The sequence below is a fragment of the Luteimonas sp. TWI596 genome (genome assembly GCF_039674105.1).
Taxonomy (GTDB): Bacteria; Pseudomonadota; Gammaproteobacteria; order Xanthomonadales; family Xanthomonadaceae; genus Luteimonas.
In genome coordinates this window covers 222519-239442 of record NZ_JBDJMU010000003.1, presented here as the reverse complement: position 1 = coordinate 239442, position 16924 = coordinate 222519, and the positions used below count along the sequence as shown (strand labels likewise).

The window sequence follows — 16924 nt, the reverse complement described above, 5'->3', positions numbered from 1 at the left end:
CGCCGCGGCGCCCCCGCCCCCTCACGCGCGGAACCTGAAACAATCGGGCGGCGGCAGGCGGCCGCGACGGGGGGAGCTCGGCAATGCGCAACCGGTGGCGCGCTTGGAGCGTGCGGGCGCTGCTCGTATTGGCAGTCTTGGCAGTGGCGATCTCGGCGATGCTGTGGTGGCAACTGCGCGGCAGCCTGCCGGCGCTGGCGGGCACACGAACGCTGCCCGGGCTCGAGGCCTCGGCGACGATCCAGCGCGACGCCTTGGGCACGGTGACGATCACCGCCGACAGCGAGACCGACGCGATGCGCGCGCTGGGCTGGGTGCACGCCCAGGAGCGTTACTTCGAGATGGATCTGATGCGGCGCCTGCCCGCAGGCGAGCTCTCGGCGCTGTTCGGCGAGCGGGCGCTCGACACCGATCGCCGCCATCGCCTGCACCGCATGCGCGCCCGCGTCGACGCCACGCTGACCGAGGTCGCCGGCGAGCGCATGCCGCAGTTGCGCGCCTACGCCGAGGGCGCGAATGCCGGGCTGGCCGCATTGCGGGCCCGGCCCTGGCCATACCTGCTGCTGCGCCGGCAGCCGACGCCCTGGACGCCGGCCGACTCGGCCCTGGTCGGCTTCTCGATGTACTTCGACCTGCAGGACGCCGGCAACGTCCGCGAACTGGCCATGCACCGTCTGCGACCGCATCTGCCGCCCGCGCTGTTCGCGCTCGTGGCCCACGACGGCAGCCGCTGGGACGCGCCGCTGGCGGGCGCAGCGCGCGGCGATGCGGCATTGCCGGATGCCGACGCGGTGGACCTGCGCCGGTTGGACGCGGGGTATGCGGGCAACGAGGACGGGCCGCCAGCGGCAATGGCGTGGGCTGCCCCCAGGCCCACCGCCGTGTGGGAGAGGGACGGTGGCAGGCCACCTGCGGCGGCCGATCTCGCCGTGGGAAGCAACAACTTCGCAGTCGGCGGTGCATTGACCGCCGACGGGCGCGCACTGGTCGCCGACGACATGCACCTGGGCCTGCGCGCGCCCAACCTGTGGTTCCGCGCCCGGCTGCGCTATCCCGACGTCCGCGCACCCGGCGGCCGAGTCGACATCACCGGCTTCACGCTGCCGGGCCTGCCCGCGGTCATCGTCGGCAGCAATGGCCACATCGCCTGGGGCTTCACCAACAGCTACATCGATACGCTGGACTGGCAGCGCATCGTGCCCTGCGCGACCGACGCCCCGCAGGGCCCCGGCTGCACGCCGCTGCGGCGCCATGCCGAGACCATCGCCATTGCCGGGCGCGCCTCCGATGTTCTGATGGTCGAGGACAGCGACTGGGGCCCGGTAGTCCACCGCGAGGCCGACGGCAGCGCGCTGGCGCTGCGCTGGACCGCGCACCTGCCCGGGGCCCTGAACTTCGGACTGGCGGACTTCGCCCATGCGCGCGATCTCGATGACGCACTCGTGATCGCCGACCGCACCGCGACCCCGACCCAGAACCTGGTGATCGGCGATCTGCACGGCGCGGTCGCCTGGCGCCTGCTCGGCCCGGTCCCGGTGCGTGCGCCCGGCTGCGATGGCGCGACGGTCTCCCGTTCCCAGGATATCGACGGTACCGCAGGCGACGCTGGCAACATCTGTGCACCGTGGCCGATCGCCACCGATGCGTCGCCGCGCGTCCGCTCGCCCGAGGCGATGCGGCTGTGGACCGCGAACAGCCGTGTCGTCGACGGTGCCGACTTCGCCCGGATCGGCGACGGCGGTGCCGCGCTGGGCATCCGCGCCTGGCAGATCCGCCAGGGGCTCGACGCCCGCGCGCGCTTGGCCGAACGCGACCTGCTCGCGATCCAGCTCGACGACCGCGCGCTGCTGCTGTCGCATTGGCATGCCCTGCTCGCCCAGGCGGCCGACGCGGCCGGCGCCGACGCCACTGCACTGCACGCACTCGCCGACGCCGCCGCAGACTGGCGCGGCCATGCGGCGGTCGATTCGGTCGGCTATCGCATCGTCCGCGCATGGCGGCTCGCGGTGCATGCGCGCATCGCCGATGGCCTGCTCGCCCCCGCGCGTGCAACGGCCGGCGACGCGCTCGCCTGGCCGGACCCGCCGAATTTCGAAGGCGTGGTCTGGCCGCTGGTGAGCCAGCGCCCCGACCACCTGCTGCCGCGCCGGTTCGCCTGCACGCCGCAGACCCAGCATGGGCGCTGCGCGCCGATCGTCGACGGCTGGACCGCGTTGCTGGAAGACGCCGCGCGCGAGGTCCGCGACACGCTGCAGGCTGAGGGGCCCTTGGCGCAACGGACCTGGGGCGAATACAACACCACCGCGATCTGTCACCCGCTCGCAGCCGCCATCCCGCTGGTGGGCAGGCGCGCGCTGTGCATGCCGGCGCAGCCACTGCCCGGCGACGGCACCATGCCGCGCGTCCAGATGCCTGCGTTCGGCGCCTCACAGCGCATGGTGGTCGCCCCCGGACACGAGCTCGATGGCATCGCGCACATGCCCGGCGGCCAGAGCGGTCACCCGCTCTCGCCGTTCTGGGGCGCCGGCCACGACGACTGGGCTCAAGGTCGGCCCACGCCGTTGCTGCCGGGCCCGGCCACGCACATGCTGCAGCTGCAACCCGCACACCGCGCGGCACGCAGCGACTAGCGGCCCAGCGCGCCCTGCCAATGGGTGCCATAGCGCCCGGCGGCCATCTTCGCGGCCGGGCGCGCGCGCAACACCGCACTGATCCGCGGGCCGACCGGGCGCGCCGTCTTCGCGATCCCGTGCTCGTGGGTCAACTGTGAGGCATGGCTCATCGCCAGCACGCTGCCGGGCGCGAGTTCGATCGCGATCGCCTTGCCGCGCCCATTCTTCGCGCGGATCGACATCCGCCGCGCACCGCCCAGCGACAGCAACGCGATCGGCTGACCGGGGACCAGCGTGTGCAGCTTGTCGTGATGCATGGCCACGCTGTCGCGGCCGTCGCGGTAGAGATTGAGCCCGACTGCGGTGTACGGCGCAGGCACCAACCGCTGCACAAGACGGCACATCTCGGGCAACGGCAACGCCGGCGGCAGCGCATCGAGCCGGTAGGACGCCAACAACCGCGGGACCGCGACCACGCGGTCGTACATCGACCGATGCTGGGTCTCCCAGTGCGCCCCGTCGCGCAGCGCCTCGAACCACGCGGCGGCCGTCGTCGGATCGACCGCATCGGCCCAGTAGCGGATGCCGCCCTCGGCGTCGTCGACGAGGCGCTGCGGGCCGGCGGGGGGAAACAGGTCCATGGCCCCGAGATGGGGCCGTCCGATGCGCCGGGCAACCGGCCTCAGGCCGCCGGCACAGAGGCCGCGTCGATGCGGAAGGCCGCGACGCTGGCGGTCAACCGGGCCGCCTGCGCATGCATGCGCGAGGCCGCCGCGGTGGCGTCCTCGACCCGCCCCGCGTTGCGCCGGGTGGCGGTCTCCATGCCGGCGACGGTTCGATCGATCTGGTCGATGCCGTCGGCCTGGGCCTGCGAGGCGGCGCGAATCCCGGTCATGATCGCGGTCACGCCCTGGACCGAGGCGACGATCTCGCTCATCGTCCCGCCCGCGCGGCCCGCCAGCGCGGCGCCGTCGGCGACCTTCGCGCCAGCGTCATCGATCAGCCCCTTGATCTCGCGCGCGGCCTCGGCGCTGCGCTTGGCCAGCATCCGCACCTCGGTGGCGACGACGGCGAAGCCCCGGCCCTGCTCGCCCGCCCGCGCCGCCTCGACCGCGGCGTTGAGCGCAAGAATGTTGGTCTGGAATGCGATCGCGTCGATGACCGACAGGATGTCGGCGATCCGGCGCGAGGCGCGCTCGATGTCGGCCATCGTCGCCACCACCCGGCCGACCGCCTCGCCGCCGCGCGATGCCACCGCGGCCGCATCGACGACCAGCGCGTCGGCCTGCCGCGTGTGTTCTGCGTTCTGGCGCACCGCATCGGCGAACGCGGCCATCGATGCGGCGGTCGCCTCCAGCTCGACCGCCTGCTGGGCGGTGCTGCGCGAAAGATCGGCGTTGCCGGCCGCGATCTCGTCGGCCGCACGCCCGATCGCGACCGAGGCGTCCTGAATGCGTGCGACGATGCCGGTGAGCTGGGCGACCGTGGCATTGGCGTCATCGCGCATGCGAGCGAACACGCCGTGGAAATCCCCGTCCATGCGCGCCGACAGGTCGCCCTGCGACAGCGCGGCCAACACCCCCTGCAGCGCCGACAGGTTGTGCTGGAAGGTATCGAGCAGCCGGTTGATGCCGGTCGAGAGCGTGCGCACGAAGCCGTCCTTGCCGTGCAGCGCAATCCGCCCGTGCAACTCGCCATGCGCCGCCGCCTCCACAAGTGCCGCGATCTCCTGCTCGACCATCGTTTCCAAGGCGCGGCTGCGCCACTCGACGGTCGCGCCGATGCGCTGGCCATCGACCGCGACCGCGGCGACCGCCCACGAGTAGCGGATGCCCGCGTGGTCGGCCTCGTGTTCGAATGCGCGCTCGCCGGCGCGCAGCCGGCGTTGGACCTGGGCAAAGTCGGGATGCAGCGCGGCCGCGTCGCCCCCATCGAGCCCGGCGGCGCCTGCGCCGAGCACACCGCGCAGCGCGCGGTTGGCGTAGGCGACGTGGCCGTCGTGGTCGAGCAGCATCAGGCCCGACTGGGCGCTGTCGAGCGCCTGGCGGATTCGCGCGTTCTCGCGCGCGATCGCGCGCTCGCCCTCGATGCGCATGCGCAGGCGTTGCTGCATGTGCACCAGCATCCCGGCCAGGCGGCCGAGCTCGTCGTGAGGATTGCGCACCGCGAGCGTGGCGTCGAGCCGATCGTCGGCGATGGCCTGCGCGAAGCGCAGCGTGTCCTCGATCGGACGCCGGACCGCGCGCAGGACCGCCAGCAGCGTGGCGATCAACGCGATCGCGACCAGCAGCAGCGTCGCCGCGAAGAACGCGTCCATTCCGCGGCCCTGCGCCTGCTGGCGCGCACGCGCGCCCGCCAGCGCCGCCGAGCGTTCGGCATGCAGCGCATCGAGTGCCGGCGCAATCCCGGCCGCGACGTCCTCGAGCGACTGCGCCTCGATGTCCAGGCCCACGCGCGCCGCGACGTAGGCCAGCAGCGCGGCCTGGTAGTCGTCCATCCGCGCCCGCACCGCCGCCTGCGTCGCATCGCCGGCGCGCGTGGCCGCGAGCGCCAGGTCGAAGTCCAGCTTGCCCTCGCTGGCCCGATCGGCCTGCGCGGGCTCGCCGGTCAGCAGGAAACGCAGCTCGTGCAGCCGCATGCGCTGCAGATGCCCCGACACGACCGGGTCGCCCAGGGCATCGACGTCGGCGGTGACCGCAGCGGCGGCCGACGCCAACCGCCCGCGCAACCCGTGCGCGCCCGCGCCCATCTCGTCCACGCGCGCATTGAGCGAGGCAATGCCGGTGCCAAAATCCGCGACCCGCGTCGCCACCGCGTCCAGCGCCGGGGACGCCTGCGCGCGGGTCTCCGACGGCCGCAGCGCGGCCAGCGTTGCCGACAGCTGCGCCTGGGCCGCCTGCAATCGCGTCCGGTCGGCCGCGTCCAGGCTGTGCGCGTAGGCAGTCTGCAGCCGCCGCGCCTCCGAGACCTGGCCGGCCAGCGTGCCGGCCAGCACCGCCTGCGCTTGGTGGTGTGCGAACATCGCGCCGGCACGCTCCACGCCCAGGCCCGCGCGCCAGTAGGCGAACGCCACAACCAGCAGGCCGAAGCCGCAGACCAGCAGGCTGGCCTTGATCTTCGTCGCCAGCGTGGCGCGCGTGAGCGGCTGCAGCCAGCCCGGCGCGACGATCCGAGACAGGCGTTGGCGGACGGCCGCGAAGGCCTGCGAGCTTTGCGGCGACGGGGACGGAAACGTGGCGACCGACATGCGCGTCTTCCAGGCAAAGTGACGCATCGATATCGGCTTGGTCGCCAGGAACTTGAGCGCCACGACGCGGACGATGGCCGCACGGTCCTGGCGGACCCGTGTGTTCTACCGCCGCGGCGCTACAGCGCGATGACCGGACGCATGCCGTGATGCCCGCACTGCGAGCGCATCGCTTGCGCGGCCGTGTGCGTCCTCTGCCGCCAAGGGTCGCGTAGGATCGGATGGGGACGGGACCGTCCCCCCGATACGGCGACGCTGGCCCGCGGCATGCGATGACAAGGACGATCACGGCCACTGAGGACACGGCGCAGTCACTGCGCTCGGCGCGCCGCGCGTTGTTGCGTGCCTATGCCCTGCACGTCGCCTGGTTCGCGGGCATGTGCGCGTTCGCCGCCACCCACTGGAACGACGACGGCCTCCGGATCGCGGTGCTGCTGACCCTGCTCACCGTGCCGCCAGTCCTGCGGCGCACCGTGCGCGTGCACCGGCTGTGCCGGGCCATCGATCCTCAGGCCCGCACGCTCGGCCGGGGGCCCGTGCTCTTGATCACCCTCGTGCTGCGCCCGTTCGAGTCGGGGCTCGTCCTGCCGCTGAAGAACCTGTGGGCCTGCCGCAGGCTGCTTCGTGCGATCGACGCGTCGCAGCAGGTCACCCTCGACCGGCCCTGCGATACGCACGAGGGCGACACGCCCGGCTGCCGCGGACGACCGGACGGCACGCCGCCACTGGATGCGCCGCCAGGTCCGTGATGCACTGCCGCACCCGCCGGGCCCGGTCGCCAACGCCATTGCATTGGAACTGTGACTGCCTGGGCAATTCCACCGCTTCGACGGCGAATCGGCCGCCCGGCGATTGACCCCGGGCCCATGCGTGCGCAGGGTCCGAGGGATGTCGGACGCAGGAGACGCTCGCATGCCGCGTCGCATGCCATGGATCTGGTTGGGCCTGCTGGGCGCCTGCGCGCTGGTGGCAGTGCTTGCCTGGCAGAACCGAGAACTGCGCGAGGAACGGCGCTGGTTCGTCACCCGCACCATCGAGCCGTACCTGGGCATGTACGTGCCGCAGGTCCCGGCGACCACGCTCGACGGTGCCGCGCACGTGCTCGGCGCGCCGTCCGGCGCGTTCCAGGTGCTGTACTTCTTCACCCCGACCTGCCCGTACTCGCGGCGCTCGCTGCCGCGCGTGGCCGAGACCGTGCGGCGCATCGCCGAGGCGCACGGGCCAAACGTCGAGGTACTGGGCGTGTGCCACTGCACGCCGGCACAGGCGCGCGCCTATGCGGACACCCATCGCCTGCCGTTTGCGGTGACCACGCTGACCGACCGGCGCCACGTGATGCTGTTCCGCGCGCGCAACGTGCCCGCGCTGCTCGCGCTCGATCGCGACGGCCGGGTGCGCTACGCGCGCGTGGGCATCTTTGATACCAAGGAGCGGATGCAGGACCTTCTGGCCGCGCTGCAACGCAGGGACGCGTCGCCAGCCCTGGCCAATGTCGAGGAGCGATGACATGACACGGTACTGGAAGACGATGCGCAACGCCGCGGCTGCCGCCCTGTTCGTGGGCTGCATGGGCTTCGGTGCGATGCAGGCGATGGCCGACGACGGCGAGGACCGCGAGGCCTCGTGCAGCGCGTGGGCCTGCGCACAGGAATGTGCGCCGTTCGGCGGACAGCTGGGGCCCGGCGGGCCCGGCCAGCCGCTGCAGTGCTACTGCTGCGGCTGAGTGCGGACATGCCCGGTGCCGGCCAGTGCCGGCCCGGGCACGCGCCGCGGTCGCGCGGACTCAGTCGCGCAGTTCGATCACGTCGAAATCGACCACCGGATCGACGTCCGCGTCGTAATCGACATCGTCGCGCTCGAAGCCGAACAGCTTCAGGAACTCGTGCTTGTAGCCGGCGTAATCGGTCAGCGCGGTCAGGTTCTCGGTCGTGACCTGGGGCCACAGCGCCTTGCACTGCGCCTGCACGTCATCGCGCAACTCCCAGTCGTCCAGACGCAGGCGATGCGCCTCGTCGAGCTCGGCCGGTGCACCGTCGGCGCGGTACATGCGCTCCCGGAACAGCCGGTCGAGTTGGTCGAGGGTGCCCTCGTGCAGGCCAAGTGCCTTCATGACCTTGAAGACGATCGCGATGTACAGCGGCAACACCGGGATCGCGGCGCTGGCCTGGGTGACCACCGACTTGAGCACGGCGACGTTGGCGCTGCCGCCGGTCGGCTTGAGCTGCGCATCGAGCCGGCGCGCGGTCGCGTCGAGGTCGGCCTTGGCCCGACCCAGCGCACCGTGCCAGTAGATCGGCCAGGTGATCTCGGTGCCGATGTAGCTGAAGGCGACGGTCTTCGCGCCGTCGGCGAGCACCCCGGCGTCGCGCAGCGCGTCGATCCACAGCTGCCAGTCCTGACCGCCCATGACGGTCACGGTGTCCTCGATCTCCTGCTCGGTCGCCGGCTCGACGGTCGCCTGGATCACCTGGTCCTTGTTGGTGTCGATCGCGGTCGAGGTGTAGGCCTCACCGATCGGCTTGAGCGCCGAGCGCTTGAGCTCGCCGGTGTCGGGCAGCTTGCGCACCGGTGAGGCGAGCGAATAGATCACCAGGTCCACCTGCCCGCCCATTTCGTCGCGGATCAACGCGATCGCCTGTTCGCGCGCGGCGTCAGAGAATGCGTCGCCATTGATCGAACGGCTGTAGAGACCGGCTTGCTTGGCGGCCTTGTCGAACGCCGCGGCGTTGTACCAACCGGCGGTGCCGGGCTTTTTCTCGGTGCCCGGCTTCTCGAAGAACACGCCGAGCGTGTCGGCGCCGAAGCCGAAGGCCGCACTGATGCGCGCCGCCAGCCCGTAGCCGCTCGACGCACCGATCACCAGCACCTTCTTCGGGCCGTCGTTGCGCACGCCCCGCGCGCGCGTGGCCTCGATCTGGTCGCGCACGTTGTGGGCGCATCCGGTGGGGTGCGTGGTGGTGCAGATGAAGCCGCGGACCTTGGGATGGATGATCACTGTGCTGCCCGGTTGTCGTGGAAATCGGACGCCAGTTTAAGGCGTGCCGCGGCCCCGGTCCCGTACGGGGGGCAATGGTCTGCGGCGGCGCGCGCGCCTGCATCGCGACGCGGCGATTGACAGCACGCCGGTCGCCAGCTGAACTGGGCGCCCCGGGCGCGCCTGTGCCCTGCTGCGGACCCCACTGCCGATGTCTTCGCGCTGGCTCGATTCCCCGACCCGATATGGCCTGATCACCCGTCTGCTGCACTGGAGCATGGCTGCCCTGTTCGCGTGGCAGTTCGCCGGCATGGGCGTGAAACTGGCGCTCGGCCGCCACGCGTTGACGGCTTTCATGGTCGGCACCCACAAACCGGTCGGCACGCTGCTGATGCTGCTGATCCTCGCGCGTGGCGTCTGGGGACTGTCGCAATGGCGCCGCCGGCCGCCACACCCGCCGACTTGGGTCGGCCGCGCCGCGTTGGCAGGCCATGCGGCGCTGTATGCGCTGATGGCCTGGGTGCCGACGGTCGCGCTGCTGCGCGAGTACGGCTCGGGCAAGGGCTTCGCGCCGTGGGGCATCCCGTTGTTCCCCGCCACCGGCGTCGAGCAGGCGACGTTGATGGCGCCGGCGAACCTGTCGCACGGCGTGCTCGCCTGGACGCTGCTGGCCCTGGTCGTCGGCCACGTGCTGATGGTCGCGGTGCACCACCTGTTCTGGCGCGACACCACGCTCGCGCGGATGGCCGGCCGGCTGTAGCGCGGACGGCGCTGCCCCCGCCCCCACCCGGTCCGCGATGCGGACCGACCTCCCCCGCCAGGCGGGGGAGGTGGTTCCCATTGCTGCGAGAGATGACGCGGCGTCAGGCCGCCGCTGCGTGGTGCACACCAGCGACTGCGCGTCCCGATGGATCGGCGGCGTTCGCGAATGCGGCGTCCCAGGCGATCGCGGCCGGCGACGAACACGCGATCGACTTGCCGCCGGGCACGGTCGCCGCCGCGGCCGGCGTCGGGAACGCCTGTTCGAACAGGCTGCGATACAGATACGCCTCCTTGGTCTGCGGCGGTGCGTGCGGGAAGCGGCTCGCCGCGGCCGCCAGTTCGCGATCGCTGACCTGGGCCTCGGCGTGCGCCTTGAGGCCGTCGATCCAGCCATACCCCACGCCGTCGCTGAACTGCTCCTTCTGCCGCCACAGGATCTCGTCGGGCAATGCGCCGTCGAACGCAGCCCGCAACAGGCCTTTCTCCATGCGCTGATAACCGTCGCTGCTGCGGTCGATCATCTTGTGCGCGGCGTCGATGTCCATCGCCACGTCCAGGAACGCGCGGTCGAGGAACGGCACGCGCGGCTCGACCCCCCAGGCCATCATCGCCTTGTTCGCACGCAGGCAGTCGTAGCCGTGCAGCGCGTCGAGCTTGCGCACCAGCTCTTCGTGGAACTGACGTGCGTCGGGCGCCTTGTGGAAGTACAGGTAGCCGCCGAAGATCTCGTCGCTGCCCTCGCCCGACAGCACCATTTTCACGCCCATTGCCTTGATCCTGCGCGCGAGCAGGAACATCGGGGTGGACGCGCGGATCGTGGTCACGTCGAAGGTCTCGATGTGCCGGATGACGTCCGGCAATGCGTCGAGGCCTTCCTCGAACGTGTATTCGAACCCGTGGTGTACGGTGCCCAGCGCCTCGGCCGCGACCGCCGCGGCGGCGAGGTCCGGCGAACCGGCCAGGCCGATCGCGAACGAATGCAGCCGCGGCCACCAGGCCTCGCTGCGATCGCCGTCCTCGATGCGATGGCGCGCATAGCGCGCCGCGACCGCGGCGACCAGCGATGAATCCAGACCGCCCGACAGCAGCACGCCATAGGGCACGTCGGTCATCAGCTGCCGGTGCACGGCGGCCTCGAAGGCCTCGCGCAGCGCCGGCAACGACGGTGCATGCCCGGCCACCGCATCGTGGTCGCGCCAGGGCCGCGCGTAGTAGCGCGTCAGCGCGCCGGTCGCGCTGTCGTACCAATGGCCGGGCGGAAACTGCGCGACATCGGCGCAGCTGTCGACCAGCGCCTTCATCTCCGAGGCCACGCGCAGCCGGCCCTCGCGGTCGTGCCCCCAGTACAGCGGCACCACGCCGATCGGGTCGCGGGCGATGATCGCGCGGCCCGACGTGCGGTCCCACAGCGCGAACGCGAAGATGCCGTTGAGCTGCTCGAGCCATGTCGCCGGCCCGGTGGCGTCGTCTGCATGCTCGCGATACAGCGCGTTGATCACCTCGCAGTCGGACGCGGTCGTGAACGCATAGGGCACACGCAGGTCCGCCCGCAGCGCCTGGTGGTTGTAGATCTCGCCGTTGATCGCCAGCACCAGCGCGCCGTCGGCCGAGCGCAGCGGCTGGGCGCCGCCGGCCGGATCGACGATCGCCAGGCGCTCGTGCACGAGGATCGCGCGGTCGTCGGCGTGGACGCCGCTCCAGTCGGGGCCGCGGTGGCGCTGACGTTGCGAACAGGCGAGCGCCTGGCGGCGCAGGGAGGCGATGTCGTCGCCAGGCTGCAGGCCGAAAATGCCGAAGATCGAACACATGGTGGGGCTCCTTTGAAGTGGAGCCGCGCGCGGGCCACAAAAAAACCCGCATCGCGGCCGATGCGGGTGGTGTGTCCTGGTGCTTGCGCGTGTTGCCTTATCCTCGCGCCCGCTCCCACACCCGCCTCGGCCGCGCACGATTATTCGTGCGCGGGGCGTTGCGGTTGGTATTGCGGGCGGACAAGCGCGACATGGGATCGACCCTAACCGGTGCGCGCGCACTGCGCAACGGTTGCGTACGCAACCGCCCGCCCCGGGGTCAGGCCGGGCGGGCCGGCGCTGCGTCGCCCGGCTGCGCATCGCGCGCGGCCTGCTCGGCCAGCGCCCGATCGGGATCGACCAGTTGCGGATTGTCGAGCACCGCCGCCAGCCGCTCGCGGTCGAGCTGGCCGGTCCAGCGCGCGATCACCAGGGTGCCGATGCCATTGCCGGTCAGGTTGGTCAGCGCGCGGCCTTCGGACATGAAACGGTCGATGCCGACAATCAGCGCGATGCCCGCCAGCGGAATCACGCTTTCGAACGCGGCCAGCGACGCGGCGAGCGTCACCAGCCCGGCGCCCGATACGCCCGCCGCGCCGTTGGAGGAAATCAGCATGAACACCAGCAGCGCGATCTGGGTGCCGATCGGCACCTCGATCCCGAACGCCTGCGCGATGAAGATCGCGCCCATCGCCATGTAGATCGCGGTGCCGTCGAGGTTGAAGGAGTATCCGGTGGGAATCGTCAGGCCGACCACCGACTTGGGCACGCCGGCCGCCTCGAGCTTGGCCAGCATGCGCGGCAGCACGGTTTCCGACGACGAGGTGCCGAGCACGATCAGCAATTCGTCGCGGATCATGCGGATGTACTTGAACACGCTGAAGCCCGACCAGCAGCAGATCGGCCCGAGCACCAGGAGCAGGAACAGCAGGCAGGTCAGCCAGAAGCTGAGCATGAAGTAGCCGAGCGAGCCGAGGATCGCGCCGCCGTACTCGCCGATCGTGAACGCCATGCCGCCCATCGCACCCAGCGGCGCGAACCACATCACGATCTTGATCACGCCGAACATGACCTGGGCGATCGTGTCGAGCGCGGCGACTGCCGGCTTGCCGCGCTCGCCCAGCATCGTGATCGCACAGGCGACCAGGATCGCCATCACCAGCACCTGGATCAGCTGGCCCTCGACGAAGGCCGCGAAGAACGAACTGGGCACCAGATGCAGCAGAAAGCCGGTGATGCCGTCGCCGGCCGCTGCACCGGCGCTGGCGAGCGTGCCCTGCGCGGCCGACGCGTCGAAAGTCTCGATGTCCAGCCCAAGGTTGCGGCCAGGTCCGAGCAGGTTGACCACGACCAGGCCGATGCCCAGCGCGAATACCGTGGTGACGTTGAAATAAACCACGGTCTTGAGCGCCAGCCCGCCGGCCTTGGCGAGATTGCCCAGGCCCGCGATGCCGACGGCGACGGTGGCGAAGATCGTCGGCGCGATGACGACCTTGACCAGTTTGATGAACAGGTCGGCCAGCCATTTCATCTGCGCGCCGACCTGCGGCGCGGCCAGGCCGATGACGATGCCGGCCGCGATGCCCAGCAGCACCCAGAAATAAAGGTGGTGCCACAGCGGCTTGCGGGGGCGGACGGAAGGGCGGAGGGTCGCGTCGGGCGCGATCGGCGGTGTGGGGTCGGTCGGCATGGGTCGAGCCTGCCAGACCGCGTCGCCCGGCGCGGTCATACATTCGAACTAGACCGCGCAGTCAGGACCGGCGTGCGGGCGTGTTGCGGGCCCGCCATCGAGGGACATCGCAGCGTATGCGGGCCCAGCGCGCTACCCTGTGCGCCGCCCGTCTTCGCCCCGCCGCATGTCCCCCGCTCCCGATCTCGTCGAACGCCTCGATCGCCTGCTGCCACAGACCCAGTGCGGCCAGTGCGGTTTCGATGGTTGCCGCCCCTATGCCGAGGCGATGGCGCGTGGCGAAGCCGACATCGACCGGTGTCCGCCGGGCGGCGATGCCGGCGCGCGCGCGCTGGCGACGCTGCTCGGCGTGCCGGTGCGGCCGTTCGACCGCAGCCGCGGCCCGCACCATCCGCGCCCGCCGGTCGCGCTGGTCGTCGAAGCGGACTGCATCGGCTGCACCAAATGTATCCAGGCCTGCCCGGTCGACGCGATCGTGGGCGCCTCCAAGCTGATGCATACCGTGATCGAACCGCTGTGCACCGGGTGCGAGCTGTGCGTGCCGGCCTGCCCGGTCGACTGCATCGTCATGGTCGAGGCGGCCTGAGGCCCGATCGCGATGGTTGGGGCGGCCGCAGGCCGCCAGGTTCAACGTCCCGGCGTGGCCGGGTCGCGCGCAGGCGGGTCGGGCTGCGGCGGCGGCGCGTCGTCTGCATCGATTGACGGCAGCGGCGCTTCGTCCTTGGGCGCCGTCACCGGCGATGGTGCAGGCATGCGCTCTTCGGGCACCGGCGCGGAGCCGTCGCCGATCTCGATCGCCGGCGGCGGCGCGCACGCACTGCAGATGCGCTCGACCTCGTAGCCCTTGGCAGCCAGTTTCTCGACCACGCCGTCCTCGCCCAGCAAGTGCAGCGTGCCGACGACGACCAGGATCTCGCCGTCCTGCTGCAACATCTGCTCGAGCTTGGGCAACCAGGCATCGTTGCGCTCGGTGTTGATCCGCCGATACAGCGCGGGAAAGCGCGCACGCATGTCCAGCGCCATGCCGTTCCACAGCTGCGCCGCATCGCCCGCGCGCCAAGCGCCATGCAGCGTCTCGATCGACGCCTGCCCGCCCTGCGCCTGGTCCAGCGCCTCGCGCAGCATCTCCACCTGCTCGAGCTGGCCCAGGCCATCGAGAAAACCGATCTGCTCGGACGCGGTCTCCAGCCCCGCCGTCGCCTTGCCCGCCTCGCGCGCCTGCCGCGCCAGATACGCATCCATGCCCAGTTGCGCCTGCAGGCCGTAGCGGCCCAGTTCGGTCGTGGTCACCAGCAACGAAGCGAACCACGGCTTGAACAACTGCAGGCTCTGCGCGCTCATGCCGCCGGTCGGTTGTGCGGCGAGGTTCGCCTCGCCCCAGGCCGCCAGGTCCGCGACGAGCGTTGGCGGCAAGTCGTCGTCGAGGCGACTGCCGTCGCTGCGCAGACCAGCCTGCATCATCTGCATCGCCAGCGTCGGCGACTCCAGCTCCTCGGGCGACAGTTCGAAGACCACTTCGCCGGCCGCATCCAGCGTCCGGGCGACGTCCTCCGACAGCGGATAGTCCGCGGGCTGCAGGAAATGGAACGAGCCCAGCAGATACAGCGCCCCGTGATCGCCCGAGACCTTCCACAGCAATGGGACCGGCGGCGCCGGCGCCGGCACGTCGGCGATAGGCGGCACCGCGGACGGCGCGCCCTCGCCCATCGCGGCAGGCGACTGGGCCCATGCCGTCGGGGCAAGGCCAAGGAACGCGAACGCAAGTGCGGCGACACGGGCGGCACGCAGGACAGGGGGGAAACGCATGCGGACTCCAGAATGAAAACGGGGCGGAACGCAGCCCGATGCCGTCGCGCGCGCGCCGGCGGGCACGCGCCCAGGGCCTGCGAGCAGATGCGCGCTCAACGCCCGCGCAGGAACCAACGGTCGATCTCGGCGAGCGGGAAATGCGCCCAGGTCGGGCGGCCATGGTTGCACTGCCCCGAGCGCTCGGTCGCCTCCATCTGCCGCAGCAGCGCATTCATCTCGGGCACCGTCAGTCGCCGGTTCGCGCGCACCGCACCATGGCAGGCCATCGTCGAAAGCAGTTCGTCGCGTGCCGCGCGCACCCGCCGACTCTCGCCGTGCTCGCGCAGGTCGGCCAGCACATCGCGCAGCAGCGCCTCGGTGTCGCCATCGACCAGCAACGCTGGCACGCCGCGCAGCAGCAGCGATTGCGGTCCGGTGCGCGAGACCTCGAAGCCCAGGTCGGCGAGCGTGCCCGCTTCCTGTTCGGCGATGTCGGCTTCGCGCTCGGAGACGGCGACGGTCTGCGGCACCAGCAGCGGCTGCATGCGCACACCGTCGCCATCGTGCGCGGTCTTGAGCCGCTCGTAGCCGATGCGCTCGTGAGCGGCATGCATGTCGACGACGATCATGCCGTCGGCCGCCTGGCTGAGAATGTAGATGCCATGCAACTGCGCGACCGCATAGCCGAGCGGCGGTACGAAGGCGGCGGTGTCGGCGGCGGTGTTGTCGGCGGCTGCGCCATCGACGGCCATGCCCTGGGCGCTCGCATCCGCCCACGCATCGCCTCGCGCAGGTGCCGGCGCGAACGTCGCGTCCGTCCCCGCGTGGGTCCCCGCGTCGCCGCCGCCCATGCCGCCGCCGTAGAGGCTGGCATAGGCCGCACGCGCCTCGCCCACGCGCAGTGCCAGATGTGTCTGCGGCATTGGCCGCGACCAGGCGGCTGCAGAGCCGCCGTTGGTCGGCCCGGCGGCGAACGGCGCTCCGGGCGTCGGCGCCTCGACCGCCACGTCGCCCGCCTGCCCGGCCCGGGTATCGGCCAGCGCCTCATGCAGCGTGCGATAGACGAAGTCGTGCACCAGCCGGGCGTCGCGGAACCGCACCTCGTGCTTGGCCGGATGCACATTGACGTCGACCCGGGTCGGATCGAGTTCGAGGAACAGCACGTAGGCCGGCTGTCGCCCGTGGTACATCACGTCGGCGAAGGCCTGCTTGACCGCGTGCGCGACGCTGCGATCGCGGATCGACCGGCCGTTGACGTACAGATACTGCTGATCGGCACTGGCGCGCGAGTACGCCGGCCGCGCGATCCAGCCCGACAGCCGCAGGCCGGCCGCGGCATGATCGATCCGCAGCGCGGCATCGGCGAACTCGCGGCCCAGCGTCTCGACCAGGCGCGCGCCCGAGAACAGGTCCTCGTCGCCCTTGTAGCGGCGCGCGGGCTTGCCGTTGTGGCTCACGCGCAGTTCGACATCCGGCCGTACCAGCGCCAGCGCACGCAGCCATTCTTCGATGTGGCCCAGCTCGGTGCGCTCGGCGCGCATGAACTTGCGGCGCGCCGGCACGTTGTAGAACAGGTCGCGGACCTCGACGGTGGTCCCACGCGGATGCGGCTTGGGGGCCGCCGCGCCCACACGCCCGCCGTCGACCTGCAGCACGGTGCCGTGGGCATCGTCCTCGCGGCGCGAGGCCAGCGAGAACCGGCTGACCGATGCGATCGACGGCAGCGCTTCGCCGCGGAAGCCGAGAGTGGCGACCGATTCGAGATCGTCGAGCGAGCCGATCTTGCTGGTCGCATGCCGCGACACTGCCAGTGGCAACTCCTCGGGTGCGATCCCGCCACCATCGTCGCGCACGCGGATCAGGCGGCCCCCGCCTTCCTCGAGCTCGATGTCGACCCGACGCGCACCGGCATCGAGCGCGTTCTCGACCAGTTCCTTGACCACCGAGGCCGGCCGCTCAACGACCTCGCCCGCGGCAATCTGGTTGATCAGGATATCGGGCAGTTGACGAATGGACACGGCACGGCGGCGCCAAGGCGCTTTGACGAGGGGGACGGGGATGATA

Annotated in this window: 13 protein-coding genes; 6 read left to right on the top strand and 7 right to left on the bottom strand. The window is 71.4% G+C overall.

Annotated features, from left to right (window positions below):
• Nucleotides 1–83 precede the first annotated feature (83 nt).
• A complete protein-coding gene (locus ABE487_RS03770; protein ID WP_346452356.1) occupies nt 84–2630 on the top strand; it encodes a penicillin acylase family protein in 2547 nt (848 codons plus the stop codon).
• Here ABE487_RS03770 and ABE487_RS03765 read toward each other — a convergent pair.
• Nucleotides 2627–3253, bottom strand: a complete 627-nt coding sequence (locus ABE487_RS03765; protein ID WP_346446547.1) for an alpha-ketoglutarate-dependent dioxygenase AlkB — start codon at nt 3251–3253, stop codon at nt 2627–2629. The genes ABE487_RS03770 and ABE487_RS03765 overlap by 4 nt on opposite strands.
• 41 nt (nt 3254–3294) lie before the next feature.
• Entirely contained in the window at nt 3295–5859 is a 2565-nt protein-coding gene (locus tag ABE487_RS03760; RefSeq protein ID WP_346452355.1) for a methyl-accepting chemotaxis protein, read from the bottom strand.
• 272 nt (nt 5860–6131) lie between these two features.
• Here ABE487_RS03760 and ABE487_RS03755 point away from each other — a divergent pair, with 272 nt between their 5' ends.
• The 3 genes from ABE487_RS03755 (at nt 6132) to ABE487_RS03745 (ending at nt 7582) form a co-directional block, all read left to right on the top strand.
• The gene (locus ABE487_RS03755) at nt 6132–6608 is read left to right on the top strand and encodes a hypothetical protein (protein ID WP_346446551.1); all 477 of its coding nucleotides are present in this window, start codon (nt 6132–6134) and stop codon (nt 6606–6608) included.
• A gap of 190 nt (nt 6609–6798) precedes the next feature.
• The gene (locus ABE487_RS03750) at nt 6799–7365 is read left to right on the top strand and encodes a TlpA disulfide reductase family protein (protein ID WP_346452370.1); all 567 of its coding nucleotides are present in this window, start codon (nt 6799–6801) and stop codon (nt 7363–7365) included.
• A 1-nt stretch (nt 7366) separates the two neighbouring features.
• Complete coding sequence (locus ABE487_RS03745) at nt 7367–7582, top strand: hypothetical protein (protein WP_183426085.1); 216 nt, start codon at nt 7367–7369, stop codon at nt 7580–7582.
• 60 nt (nt 7583–7642) lie between these two features.
• Here ABE487_RS03745 and fabV read toward each other — a convergent pair whose 3' ends face one another.
• Nucleotides 7643–8854 (bottom strand): enoyl-ACP reductase FabV, encoded by a 1212-nt coding sequence (fabV, locus tag ABE487_RS03740; protein WP_346452354.1) that lies wholly within the window; start codon nt 8852–8854, stop codon nt 7643–7645.
• Between the two features lie 190 nt (nt 8855–9044).
• On the opposite strand from fabV, the gene ABE487_RS03735 reads away from it, so the two are divergent.
• Nucleotides 9045–9593: a cytochrome b gene (locus tag ABE487_RS03735; protein ID WP_346443935.1), complete on the top strand. Its 549-nt coding sequence runs from the start codon at nt 9045–9047 to the stop codon at nt 9591–9593.
• A 103-nt stretch (nt 9594–9696) separates the two neighbouring features.
• On the opposite strand, the gene asnB is transcribed toward ABE487_RS03735, so the two are convergent.
• Nucleotides 9697–11403: an asparagine synthase B gene (gene asnB / locus ABE487_RS03730; RefSeq protein ID WP_346443934.1), complete on the bottom strand. Its 1707-nt coding sequence runs from the start codon at nt 11401–11403 to the stop codon at nt 9697–9699.
• Nucleotides 11404–11662: 259 nt separating this feature from the next.
• Entirely contained in the window at nt 11663–13072 is a 1410-nt protein-coding gene (locus ABE487_RS03725; RefSeq protein WP_346452353.1) for a cation:dicarboxylase symporter family transporter, read from the bottom strand.
• Nucleotides 13073–13238: 166 nt separating this feature from the next.
• Here ABE487_RS03725 and rnfB point away from each other — a divergent pair, with 166 nt between their 5' ends.
• The gene (rnfB, locus tag ABE487_RS03720; RefSeq protein ID WP_346443931.1) at nt 13239–13658 is read left to right on the top strand and encodes an Rnf electron transport complex subunit RnfB; all 420 of its coding nucleotides are present in this window, start codon (nt 13239–13241) and stop codon (nt 13656–13658) included.
• A gap of 41 nt (nt 13659–13699) precedes the next feature.
• Here rnfB and ABE487_RS03715 read toward each other — a convergent pair whose 3' ends face one another.
• Both ABE487_RS03715 and mutL read right to left on the bottom strand, forming a co-directional pair.
• Nucleotides 13700–14878, bottom strand: a complete 1179-nt coding sequence (locus ABE487_RS03715; RefSeq protein WP_346452352.1) for a TraB/GumN family protein — start codon at nt 14876–14878, stop codon at nt 13700–13702.
• A gap of 95 nt (nt 14879–14973) precedes the next feature.
• Nucleotides 14974–16878 (bottom strand): DNA mismatch repair endonuclease MutL, encoded by a 1905-nt coding sequence (gene mutL, locus ABE487_RS03710; protein WP_346452351.1) that lies wholly within the window; start codon nt 16876–16878, stop codon nt 14974–14976.
• Between the last annotated feature and the right edge of the window lie 46 nt (nt 16879–16924).